The following is an 11,602-nucleotide window of genomic DNA, read 5'->3' as shown; positions in this document are numbered from 1 at the left end:
GTCTGGGAACGCCGTGCACCGCTGATTCCGGAGCAGGTCAGTCAGCTTATCGGTGAGCATGGCCTTGAGTTCGTAGTCGAACATTCTGACATCCGCGTGTTCTCCGACGATGAATACCGAGAGGTCGGCGCGGAAGTGCGCCAAGACATCCAAGACTGCCCACTGGTCCTGGGGGTAAAGGAAATGCCCGAGTCTTTTTTCCAGCCCGGGCACACCTATGTCTTCTTCGCTCATGTCGTCAAGGGCCAGCCTCACAATATGCCGATGCTCACACGAATGATCGAACTTGGGTGCTCGCTTGTGGATTATGAGAAGATCACCGACGATGCAGGTCGCAGGCTGGTTTTCTTCGGCCGTTTCGCTGGGATTGCCGGCGTCGTTGACACACTGAACGGACTGGGCCAGAGGTTGCGCGTGCAGGGGTTTGAGACACCATTCACCCGGGTACGACTGGCACACGAGTACGGCCGGGTTGCCCTGGCCAAAGCCGCGCTGGCCGAAGTGGGGCGCGACATTGTTGAGCAGGGCCTGCCCAATGAACTGGTGCCACTCGTTATTGGTGTCGCCGGGTACGGACACGTTGGCAAAGGCGCATGGGAAATGCTCGACGCCCTCGGTGCTACTGAAGTTGAGCCCTTGGACTTGCCGGCGCTTGCTACAGACGGCGACGCACACACCGTGTACCGGGTGATGTTCCGCGAGGAGCACACGGTCGAGCCGATCGAGCTGGGCCACCGTTTTGACCTCAGGGAATACTTCACATACCCAGAACGGTATCGTTCCCGATTCGAGGAATACCTGCCCTTCCTGACCGTGTTGGTGAACTGCATCTATTGGGAGCCGCGGTATCCGCGACTCGTGACCAAGGCATGGCTGAGCCGGACATTCGGACTGGACCGGCCTCCAAGGCTCACAGTAATTGGTGACATCTCATGTGACATCAACGGCTCGATCGAGGCAACCGTCAAAGCAACGAACCCAGGCGAGCCGTTCTATGTATACGAGCCGACAACCGGTACGGTCCAGGACGGTGTGAACGGCGCCGGCATTCTGCTCATGGCGGTGGACAATCTTCCCTGTGAGCTCCCGTTCGACTCCTCGCGTGAGTTCGGCCTCGCACTAATGCCTTTCGTTCCCCAGCTGGCCAAGACTGACCTCAGTCTTCCGCTCGAGAGGCTCGACCTACCCGGGCCGGTCCGCCGCGGGCTGATTTTACACCAAGGCAGACTGACTCCTGAGTACCGGTATATTGAAAAATATCTAAGTCGCTGAAGGGAGTTGTCACTGATGAAAAAAGTCCTAATACTTGGCGCCGGACTGGTAGCCCGGCCGATGGTAAGGTATCTGCTTGAGATTCCCGATTTCGCGGTCACCGTCGCAAGCCGCACGGTGAGTAAGGCTCAAGAGCTGGTCGGAGCTAATCCCCGCGGGCAGGCGCTTGCGCTTCTGGCTGACGACGATTCGTCGCTCGGCGCACTGGTCAGGACCCACGACCTTGTAGTAAGCCTCCTGCCCTACACGCTACACTTGGCGGTGGCCAAGCATTGCCTCGCATGGAAGAAACCTTTGGTGACGACTTCTTACGTGAGCGATGCAATGCGGGCGCTTGACGCGGATGCGAAAAGGGCAGGAATTATCTTCCTGAACGAGATTGGATTGGACCCTGGAATTGACCATATGTCGGCAATGCAGATTATCGAGCGCATCAAGGCCGAAGGTTGCCGGGTGACGAGTTTTATGTCCTACTGCGGCGGACTGCCAGCTCCGGAGGCGAACGACAATCCGCTCGGGTACAAGTTCTCATGGAGCCCGAAAGGCGTAGTCATGGCCGGTCGGAACGATGGTCGGTACCTGAAAGATGGTAAAGAGGTGTTCGTGCCCGGGCCGCAGCTATTCAGCCACCGTTGGACCCTGGACGTACCTGGTGCTGGCCGGTTCGAGGCCTATCCGAACCGTAACTCGCTGCCCTACATTGCGCTCTACGGTTTAGAGGGCGTCCGGACGATGTTCCGGGGCACGTTGCGCAACCCAGGGTGGTGCGAGACACTGAAGGCGATCGCAGACCTCGGAATGCTTACGGACACACCAATCCCTGGACTGGCGCAGATGACGTGTGCGACATGGTTCAGTCGGCACCTGGCCGGTGCTCAAGACGCACGCCGGGCAGCGGCGGCTAAGTTGGGCCTTGACCCAGAACACCCGATTCTGGACCGGTTTGCCTGGCTCGGGTTCTTTGACGACCGGCCGGTCGGAATCGAGCACGGCTCAGACCTTGACGTACTTGCCAAGCTGATGCTCGACCGGATGGCATACAAGCCGGGCGAGCGCGACATGATCGTGCTGCACCACGAGTTCGAAACTGAACGGACCGACCCCAAGAAAGCACCGGAGACTCAGAAAACCGTAATCCACACCACTCTTGTGGACTATGGGATCCCAGGCGGTGATTCCGCGATGGCGAGGACCGTAAGCCTACCGGCCGCAGTGGCAGTCAAGCTCTTGCTGACCGGGGTCATTCGCCTGACCGGGGTTCACATTCCGGTCTTGCGCGAGCTGTATGAGCCGGTGCTGGCTGAGCTCAGCCGCCTCGGCATTAGCTTTCAGGAACGGGCTAGCCAAGTCTAACTAGTTGCCCCAAGTCGGGCTCGCGTGTTGTTGAGCTCGGCGATCTGGCGCTGAGACATCTGGATCATCTTCGAGAACAACAGCTTGTGGGCTGCACAGCTCACGCCATAGAACTTCACGTAGAAGAGCATGAGGTCCTTTTCGAGTTTGAGCGCGTTGTCCACTAGATATTGCACATCAAGCGCGGGGTCGGCCAGTTCAGCCGGATTTCCGACCTGTCGGTAGAACGAAGTCTCCGCCAGGGCACTCAGGAAAACCAGGTCCTCCTGCGTCGCATTTGCAAGAGCCGTTCCGTCACATTCGATCTCGCGGCACACCTTCTGCAAGTCAGGAAGGTTTGTCTCTTTTTCTTCGAGCAGACGTTCGAAGGTACGCTTTGCTGCATCATCACCGGCCAGGTCGCGGGCTAGGCGGTAGAAGCCGATTACGTCCTTCTCAACACGTAGCACAGTATCAAGAACCTGCTCAATGGGCAGACATTCGCCTCGCTGTCTCATCCAGTCTCCTAGATGTCGATGTTCAGCATATCGGTCATTCGCGTTTCAGTATCCTGCGAAGAGCGGTCAGTTTTACGATATGTGCTTTTTCTTCAGCAATAAGTCGCCCAACCGCCGGTTTCACCTGTTCTGAAACCATCTGCAGAATCTCAGTGTAGAAAAGCATGGTTTCCTTCTCAAATCCCAGTGCATGGTCAAGCGCCTCGCCAGAATTTCTTGACTCCCGGGCAAGGGACAAACTCTTGCCTGAGCCCAGGAAGTACTTGGATTCGACGATTGCATCGAGATACTCAGCCGCCTCCTGCCAGTTGTAAGCCAAATCCTGTGGTCGCTCCCTAACCGTCCGGGCAATCGCCTGAAACTCGGTCACGTGCCTGCCCTCCTCCTCGGCGAGAAATCGGAAAAGGTCCTTCAGCTTAGGGTCTTTCGTTTCCGCCGCAACCGCCTCGTAGAATTTTCTACCATCGCGTTCGGTCTCTACTGCCATTTCCATGACTTCGGGTCCGGAATAGGTAACTGGCATTTTTCTCCTGTCTGCGGTACAACTCACCGCATGCTAATATATTTCATGTACCCCGGGTGTCAAGCAGTCGCCGTTTCCGGGCAGTGATATGCCCGAAGTCACCCGGAGAGCAGAACCGAACATATGCAGAAGCTGTCCGCCAGCCGAGTTGCGGGACAACCTAGGCCTCGCCCCGGAGACTGCGCAGAAGTACCGCCTGATCCTAGGTGCTCACCGACCCGGAGCCGGTGAGTGCCTAAACCGCCAGGTTCAGACTGCAGTTGACTTGCCAGCCAGCCGGACTATACTCGGTCAACGACCGTGGCCGAAGTCAAGACCAGAAAAGGCCGGACCGACGCAGCGAGGCGGGTCGGCTGGCAGTTTATCTCTGGGCCGGCCGACGGTCATTAGCAGCTATGCAAAGATAGGAGGTCTGAGATGACGAGACACGTGTTCGCAGCGTTCGCCCTGCTGCTAGTCGCCGGACTTGCCAGCGCAAGCTGGCTGCCGGTGGCCGGCGGAACCGGCGGAGCGCGCATTGCGATACTCGAGCAGAATGCTTCCCGGACCGTGTTCGAGGTAACCGTGCCCGGTCTGGAGCAGACGCCGGTAGCGGTCGAGTCCGAGCATTTCGTCGACATCGGCCTGCCGGGCGAGGTAATGGCGGTGTTGGATGAGGGCAAGCCTCAAGTCCCGAAGGTTTCGGTGCTCTTGGCAATACCCACAGGAGCAAAGCCCACTGCGCGAGCGCTGGTCAAGGAGACGAAGCGACTGATAGTGGGTAACGTGTATCCTCTGCAGCCACCGCTCATCGATGGCCAGGAACCCGGGAAATTCGTGTTTGACCGGCAGTTCTACTCCCAGGATGTCAGCTATCCGGGCTATGATGTGAGAATTGTGGAAACCGGTGTATGGCGGGACCTGGACGTAGCGAATATCCAGGTGTACCCGGTGCAGGTGAACCCAGCACGAGGTGAGATCGAAGTCGCGTCGCGCATCCGGGTCGAGGTCGAGTATTCCGCTGGGACCTACCCCCAGACAGTCGCAGACTGGATGATACCACAGTATGCCCAGTACATTGACAACTTCAACCTGCTGCCGGTGAGGCCGCAGGACTACAGCGCGGGCGTACGGTACCTGGTGATTGCCCACACCGCGCATTCGAGCAACCCCTGGCTTACAGATTCTCTCATGGGTTGGATCAAGCAGCGTGGTTACGAGACCCGGATGATTGCGAAGTCAAGCTTCACCGCGCAGGAAATAAAGGATTCGATCAGGGCCGAGTACAACCGGAATACACCCAAAACCCTTCGGTTCGTGCTGCTGGTTGGCGAGTACGCCGAGATACCGATGGGCTCGTATTCCGGGGTCGGTCGTTCAGACTTCTGGTATTCAGACCTTGAGCCTTGGCCATCAGGCGATAATTACCCGGAGATTGCCCTTGGTCGGTTCTCACCGGACTCAGCCGGAGACTTGGCGAACCAGATCAAGAAAACACTCAAGTACCAGAAGAACCCGCCTTCAACCGCAAACTGGCTTGAGAAGATAAGAATGCCGACGCACAAGGAGCAGTACCCAGGCAAGTACTCGGGCTGCACCCGGGGCATTTACTTCATGCCCAAGCCATACTACCCGACTGTAAACATTGATACCATCATGGGCCAGTTCCGCTCGAACGCGGATGTAACTACGGCAATCAATGCTGGTGTGGGCATTGTGGCGTACCGCGGCCACGGCGACTACACCGAGTGGTGGCAGTGGGAGGTGAACAATCAGTCGTGGTACAACTCGCACGTTGACGCCTTGACCAACGGTGACATGACACCAGTCGTCTATAACATCGCCTGCAACTGTGGCGACATCTATCAGGCCGAATGCCTGTCCGAGCGTTGGCAAGGCAAGTACCCGGGCGGTGCGGTTGGCAACTTCGGTGCAACCCAGGCATCCTACACGCTACCGAATCACGGAATCTGCTCAACACTTGTCCGAGCTACAACCGATACCTGGACGATAACTGTACCGGGTGTGCGCAACTACGGGCCAACAGTGTACAACCTCGCGGAAATCAAGCAGTACGGAGTTGATGCATACGTGGCGAAGTACTGGCCTTCAAGCCCCTATCCTTACAACATCTGGATGTATGTCGTGCTCGGCGACCCTGCTCTGCCGGTGTGGACCGGTGGCATGCCGCAGAATGCGACCGTGACCAGGCCGGATTCGATACCGCTTGGCCCCTACACTCTGAACGTGACCGTCGAGGTTGGCGGCCGGCCAGTTGAGGGTGCACTGGTATGCGCCTGGAAGGAACCGGACTTCTACGTTGCCGAGCGAACCGACGCCTCGGGTCTTGCGTCGCTGGACGTCAACGCGGCTACGGCCGGCGAGGTACTGCTGACCGTGAGCGAAGGCCACGCCCAGCACTCAACACCCGGAGCCCAGCACACCCCGATACTGCCGTATGAGGCCACGATACGCGCTGGTGGCGGCGGCACACCGATGCCGAACATGCGCTACGTATCGAACCAGGTCCTCGACCCACCACCGGGCGGGAACAACAACGGTCGTTTCGATCCGGGTGAGACCGGAAACATCCTGGTCACAGTTCGCAATGCCGGCAATGCTCAGGCGAACAACGTAACCGCGGTACTCAAATCGGGCCATGCGCAGTTTGTGATTACTGACCCTAACGCGGTGTATGGCAACGTACCTGCAGGCGAGCAACGGACAAACACAACCGACCCGTTCACGGCGACCGCCGGGAGCGGAATACCGGGCGGCACGATGGTACCCTGCACCCTGAAGCTGCACTGCGATAACTGGGGTGACTGGACCTACACCTTCTCGCTTCAGGTCGGCGAACCGCCAATGCCTGGCATGCTTCTTATGGACCACGACACCGGGTACTGCAAGCTGACGGTATCCTGCCAGGGTTCAATCGGCTACGACCTGCCGCCGGCTGATATGGGTTCTGGGTTCTGCTATCCGAAGTCAGCTGCTTCGGCCTTGTTCTACGGCAGCGTCGCAGTGGGCAATGCCGAGACTTACGTGGCTGACCGGCATTTCTCGCAGCCGGCCTCAGGTACACCGAATACTGACCTGGTGCCGGTTGACAGTCTGCGGCCGGTGGTGCCGCCGGTGGCTGGGGATGAGCATTTCCGGGGCAGTTATTCAGACGCGGGCCATCCTTCGGCCAAGGGTCTAAAGATTACCCAGAACAGCTATCAGGTTGCGAGTTCAGGGTACGATGACTTTGTTGTGGTTGTGACCGACATTGCTAACAACGGTAGTTCAGCAGTGAACGGGTTGTATGCTGGTGTGTTTGCGGACTTTGACGTCGGTTCGACGCCGACTGCGAACGTGTGTTCTTCAGACGTTTCACGGCGGTTCACGTTCATGCGTCAGACCTCAAGTGCGAATCCGTGCGTTGGTGTGAAGATCCTAGCGCCGACGTCGTATGCGAATCTGGCCGCGGTTGACCATGCGCGGTACGTGTATCCGGATTCGGCAATGACCGACGGTATGAAGTGGCGGTTCTTGAACGGTACGGTGGTGCAACCGAACTCGAACCGGGCATATGACTGGTCGGTGTGTGTGTCGGTTGGGCCGTTCAATCTACCAGTGGGAGCGAGCCAGCGGTTTGCGTTTGCGTTCTGCGGCGGTGCCGATGGTGCCCAGGCCCGGGCCCATGCGGATTCGGCCCAGTCGTGGTATGACCGCAGCGTTGGTCTGGCTGAGGGACCGGTTCGGCCCGGGACCAGTCCACACCGGGTGAGGATCCAGCCGAACCCGGTCACCGACCGAGCCCTGGTGAGGTATCATGCTGGCCAGGCCGGTCTGGTGAGGATTTCGCTTTCGGACGCGACCGGCCGGACAATAGCGACCCTGTTCAGCGGCATGGCCGGACCCGGGCCGAACGAGTTTGTCTGGGACCCGGGACGGCTGGCAGCAGGAGTGTATTTCCTTAGGCTCGAAGCACCGGATGTTTCCGGGTTCGAGCGGGTGGTTCTGGCCCGCTAGACCGGTAATCCAAGTTGAGGCCCCGGGTTCTGCCCGGGGCCTTTGCTTGACGGTGGGACAGGACTTCCGTAGCATACAGCGATGGCTGGCCGGCATGAGTTCGTTATCTGTGACGTGTTTACGAACCGGCAGTTCAGCGGGAATCAGCTTGCGGTGTTTCTGCACGCCGCCGGGCTTGAGGGAGAGAAAATGCAGGCACTAGCCCGCGAGATGCATTTCAGCGAGACGACGTTCATCATGAGTCGCCGTCCAAGTGAGCGCGGCTGGCCGGTGCGGATTTTCACACCGGCCCGGGAAGTTCCTTTTGCCGGGCACCCTAGTCTGGGTACAGGTTTTGTCATCTGGCAGGAGTTTCTGGGGCGTTCTGCGGACCGGGTTGTGCTTGACCTGGCGGTGGGAAGTATTCCGGTCGAGGTTGTCGGCAATGGCGAGCGCTTTGTCATGACTCAGGCCGAGCCGGATTTCGGCGACGTTATTGAACCGGGCCGGGCCGCAGCAATTCTCGGTATTGCTGAGGATGATATTGATGTGCGATTTCCGGCCCAGGAGGTTTCGACCGGGTTGTGGTTTCTCATTGTGCCGGTGAGAAGACTGGAGCCGGTTCAGCAGGTCCGAATCTGCCGGTCTGAGTATGACCGGTTGTGCAGTGAGCATCGGGCCAAGGCCGTGCTCGCATTCTGTCCCGAGACAGTTGAGCCGGAGAACGACTTTCACGTGCGGGTGTTCTGCGATTATTACGATGTGCCGGAGGACCCGGCAACCGGTAGTGCAAACGGATGCCTGTGCGCGTGGCTGGTCCGGCACGAGTATTCTGGCAAGCCCGAGGTAAGGGCCATTTGTGAGCAGGGGTTTGAGATAATGCGGCCATCGCGGCTGTATCTTGAGGGCCGCAGGCGCGGGGCAGGGATAGAAGTCAAGGTTGGTGGTGGAGTGGTGATGACGGCTAGGGGCACAGTCGTCGAGCTGGAGCATTGACAAGTGCTAGACCGGGTCTAGACTTTTTTCATGAAACAGGCGATTTTCAGTAGTCTGTTGCTAGTGGCCTTGTCAGTTTCCGCCCTGGCCCAAGTTGAGAGTCTGCCCGCACCGGTGGTGAACCCCAACTCTTTCGAAATCATCGCAAACAGCCGCTATTCAACTCATTCGGGATTCACCAGTTCGCTGTCCAGTCAGGTGCTGTCGAACGTGCTCTGGGCAATGAGCCGAGCGCCGTCGCTCGGGTCTAGTTATCGTGAGATATACGTTGCAACTCCGACCAACGTGTATCTTTACGACCCAGCGAGCCACACGATGAGTGTGCACCGGTCTGGTAACCGCCGTTACAGTTCAAGCTCGGCATTTGAAGTCGGCATTGCAGTGCAGCGCAACGAGGAGGCCGGGCTGGCAGTTCAGGCCGGGCTTCTGGCTGGGTGTGCATTCTGGACAAGAAGCGGTGCAACCAATGCGTCCTGCCCGATGGCGTACGCCGCCAACCACGCGAACAGCAACTGGAATCCGCGCCATCAGATTCTGATGGTGAACGTGTACGGTGCGCGGACTGCGACCGGGCTGACCGATTCCTGCGTGGCCCGCTCGTCAGATTCGACACTGCCCCGGCCGGTGACAAACGGCAGCGACTCCTTCGAGGTGGTGCTTGCCGACCTTGGGCAGGACACACTGTTTGATGGTACGAGCCTGCCGCTTGCCGACCTTTCTCAGATACTATGGGCCGGTTACGGCGTGACGCCTCACATGCCGATGAGCCGGCGGGGCCTGACGGTGCCGTCAGCGGTTGCCAACTACTACCTTACCCAGCACATCTACCTTGTGAACGACAGCGGAGTGTTTCGTTACCACAACCGGCTGCCGCCGGGCACGAACCTTGCAACAAGTGACCACCGGATTCAGCTTGTGACTGCTGGTGACCGCCGCGACTCACTTTGGGCCGCATGCCCGCGATTGCCCAAGGCCGCAGGAGCATACGTCGTCATCTGTTATAGTGATACGACCACGGCCTGGGCCCTGATTGAGACCGGCTTTGTGGCGTTCCAGTATCTCTTGCAGGCAAGAATTCTCGGACTAGGCGGCTGCGTAACCGCGCCTTTGGGCCCGGTTGAGCGTGCGGCGATTCGGTCAGCGCTCGGGCTAGGCAGTGTTGAGTATCCGATCGTTGTTTTCTCAACCGGCCAGGTTCTGACTGGAGTCCAGGAGCAAGGCTTTGACCCTGGCACCTGGCTTCGGGCCGGTTCCGGCATTGGTCTACCAGTGCGGATGGAGTACCGGCTAAGCCGGTCGGACGCGGTCAGCTTTACGGTTCTAGACATGGCCGGCAGGGTTGTGGCCAGGTGGCAGGAAGTGCAGGTCGGGCCTGGGCAGCATGTTGCTGAATGGAACGGGACTGATGCGAACGGCCGGCCAGTGCCAGCCGGCGTGTATGTGTGCCGGATGACTTCGGGTGAAGAAAGCAGGCAGTGCCGGGTTGCGTTCGTGCGCTGAGCCGGCTCTTGAGTAGTCATTCTGGACGGGCTGTGTCTGGGCCGGTTTCGCGTTGGTGAGCAGATTGCTTGTTGCAGTGGCGGCCTTGCTGGCCGGGTGTCGGACGCCAGTGCCGGCAGGCGATGTGCTCAAGATGAACGTTGAGCTTGTGCGGGAGGGAAAGCTCGACCGAATAAACATCCATGCGTATCGAGTGGCAATGATGCTGATTGATGAGCCAGTATGGGAGGGTGAAGCACCAGGGTATGACCGCTCGAGATTCCTGGAGCGTAAGGCTTACTATCGGGGTGAGTTCCGCTGGAGTCTAATCCGGGACTGGCTCAGGTCGCACTATGAGCACGGGTCAGACCTGGATGTTGCCAAGGTATATGAGTTCCGGACTATGGCTGAGATGCGCGCCTTTCTGGGTTGTGACCCGGAGGAGCAGGGTATACCAGTGGTCGAGTCGGTGAGGCAGCAGTATCAGGACTTGGAGCCGGTTGTGTGGCCGGCTGAGCGGGTGCGCTTCATTTCCGGCCAAATGCCAAGCCATTTTTCAGCATCAATCTGGCCGCTTATTGTTCAGCGCGAGTCGCAAGGCCAAAGCTGGACCGGGCTTGAGCTAGCCGAAGCGTCAGGTGTGGTTGATCGGTGGGCAATTGGCTATCTTACGTCGCATGGCAGGCTGTACGGCACCCTGCTGTTGCGGGTGCGTGGGCTGTGGGCGCTGTGGCCGCTGGTCAGATAGTAGAACCGGCACGTATCGGCGGAGAATTGAGTGTCAGGTCAGAGAGAGCCGGTGCTTGGTGTACTAGGCTTGATTTGGTTCGGCAAGTCTGGCCCGGATGCGGCGGATGAGTTCGTGCACGTCGGTGCAGTCTGTGCTGAGACGCTCGAATGGGCAGACGCCGGTGTTGTCGCGGTTGAGGATCTGCGGCACGGTTTCTTCGAAGGAGTGATTGATGCCTGTGGTGAACAGGATGTGCGCGGCCTCGGTCGAGCCGATGCCGCCGAGAACCGCGGCAGGTCGAAGATAGGCGAATATGCGAGCGGCGCAGGCACCGACCACTCGGTCGGCGACTGTTGCGGCACCAAGACCAAAGGGAAACCAGTCAACAAGTTCGAGCAGTGGCCTGACTCCGGGCTGATAGGAAGAGTAGAGGTCTGTGTCACCTTCGAATACTAAGATGCTCAGACCTTCGGTGTATAGTCGCTTGAGCTGATCAAGCACCGTGACCTATTTTCGTCTGAAATGCGCCAAGGTCAAGACGGCCATGAGTCGTGTGGAACTGAGCAAGAGGGCTAGGAAGCTAGATAGTTTGAAAGCCTGAAAGCCAGGTAGCCAGACAGCCTGAAAGCCAGAGGGAAGGCAAGCCTTTCTGGCTACTCCCTTTCCGGCCTACCAGCTCGGGTGTCAGACCAGTTTTTTTTTCTTGACAAACGCTTCTGGCTGTGTAGTGTTGCCGTCCTAAGTGGCGCCACGATTCCTTCCACTAACTCAGACCAC

9 protein-coding genes are annotated in these 11,602 nt (G+C 58.7%); 6 read left to right on the top strand and 3 right to left on the bottom strand.

The window, feature by feature from the left end; genetic code table 11:
* Positions 1 to 1,272 (top strand): bifunctional lysine ketoglutarate reductase /saccharopine dehydrogenase family protein (locus ABIL25_02690; protein MEO0081185.1); only part of this gene is annotated, 1,272 nt, incomplete at its 5' end.
* 15 nt (positions 1,273 to 1,287) lie between these two features.
* Positions 1,288 to 2,625, top strand: coding sequence for a saccharopine dehydrogenase C-terminal domain-containing protein (locus ABIL25_02685; protein MEO0081184.1), 1,338 nt, complete (start codon positions 1,288 to 1,290; stop codon positions 2,623 to 2,625).
* Here the strand turns inward: ABIL25_02685 and ABIL25_02680 are convergent.
* Positions 2,622 to 3,122: a hypothetical protein gene (locus ABIL25_02680; protein ID MEO0081183.1), complete on the bottom strand. Its 501-nt coding sequence runs from the start codon at positions 3,120 to 3,122 to the stop codon at positions 2,622 to 2,624. The genes ABIL25_02685 and ABIL25_02680 overlap by 4 nt on opposite strands.
* 34 nt (positions 3,123 to 3,156) lie before the next feature.
* Positions 3,157 to 3,672 (bottom strand): ferritin family protein, encoded by a 516-nt coding sequence (locus ABIL25_02675; GenBank protein MEO0081182.1) that lies wholly within the window; start codon positions 3,670 to 3,672, stop codon positions 3,157 to 3,159.
* Positions 3,673 to 4,062: 390 nt separating this feature from the next.
* On the opposite strand from ABIL25_02675, the gene ABIL25_02670 reads away from it, so the two are divergent.
* The 4 genes from ABIL25_02670 to ABIL25_02655 all read left to right on the top strand — a co-directional run bounded on the left by ABIL25_02670 (position 4,063) and on the right by ABIL25_02655 (position 10,843).
* A complete protein-coding gene (locus ABIL25_02670; protein MEO0081181.1) occupies positions 4,063 to 7,641 on the top strand; it encodes a C25 family cysteine peptidase in 3,579 nt (1,192 codons plus the stop codon).
* Between the two features lie 81 nt (positions 7,642 to 7,722).
* Entirely contained in the window at positions 7,723 to 8,616 is an 894-nt protein-coding gene (locus ABIL25_02665; protein MEO0081180.1) for a PhzF family phenazine biosynthesis protein, read from the top strand.
* Positions 8,617 to 8,646: 30 nt separating this feature from the next.
* The gene (locus ABIL25_02660; GenBank protein MEO0081179.1) at positions 8,647 to 10,116 is read left to right on the top strand and encodes a nitroreductase family protein; all 1,470 of its coding nucleotides are present in this window, start codon (positions 8,647 to 8,649) and stop codon (positions 10,114 to 10,116) included.
* Between the two features lie 55 nt (positions 10,117 to 10,171).
* Positions 10,172 to 10,843 carry a hypothetical protein gene (locus tag ABIL25_02655; GenBank protein ID MEO0081178.1) on the top strand — a complete coding sequence of 224 codons (672 nt, stop codon included), beginning with the start codon at positions 10,172 to 10,174 and terminating at the stop codon, positions 10,841 to 10,843.
* A gap of 63 nt (positions 10,844 to 10,906) precedes the next feature.
* Here the strand turns inward: ABIL25_02655 and ABIL25_02650 are convergent, their stop codons facing one another.
* A complete protein-coding gene (locus ABIL25_02650; GenBank protein MEO0081177.1) occupies positions 10,907 to 11,326 on the bottom strand; it encodes a DUF1893 domain-containing protein in 420 nt (139 codons plus the stop codon).
* Positions 11,327 to 11,602 lie beyond the last annotated feature (276 nt).

This window comes from candidate division WOR-3 bacterium, assembly GCA_039801365.1.
Lineage (GTDB): Bacteria > Hydrothermota > Tepidihabitantia > Tepidihabitantales > Tepidihabitantaceae > JBDRUN01.
This window is presented reverse-complemented; position numbering and strand designations above follow the sequence as displayed.

Excerpts from the sequence above, each read along its gene's own strand:
- ABIL25_02670 (MEO0081181.1), top strand. The coding sequence starts at position 4,063 with ATGACGAGACACGTGTTCGCAGCGTTCGCCCTGCTGCTAGTCGCCGGA.
- ABIL25_02660 (MEO0081179.1), top strand. The coding sequence starts at position 8,647 with ATGAAACAGGCGATTTTCAGTAGTCTGTTGCTAGTGGCCTTGTCAGTT.
- ABIL25_02680 (MEO0081183.1), bottom strand. The coding sequence starts at position 3,122 with ATGAGACAGCGAGGCGAATGTCTGCCCATTGAGCAGGTTCTTGATACT.
- ABIL25_02665 (MEO0081180.1), top strand. The coding sequence starts at position 7,723 with ATGGCTGGCCGGCATGAGTTCGTTATCTGTGACGTGTTTACGAACCGG.
- ABIL25_02685 (MEO0081184.1), top strand. The coding sequence starts at position 1,288 with ATGAAAAAAGTCCTAATACTTGGCGCCGGACTGGTAGCCCGGCCGATG.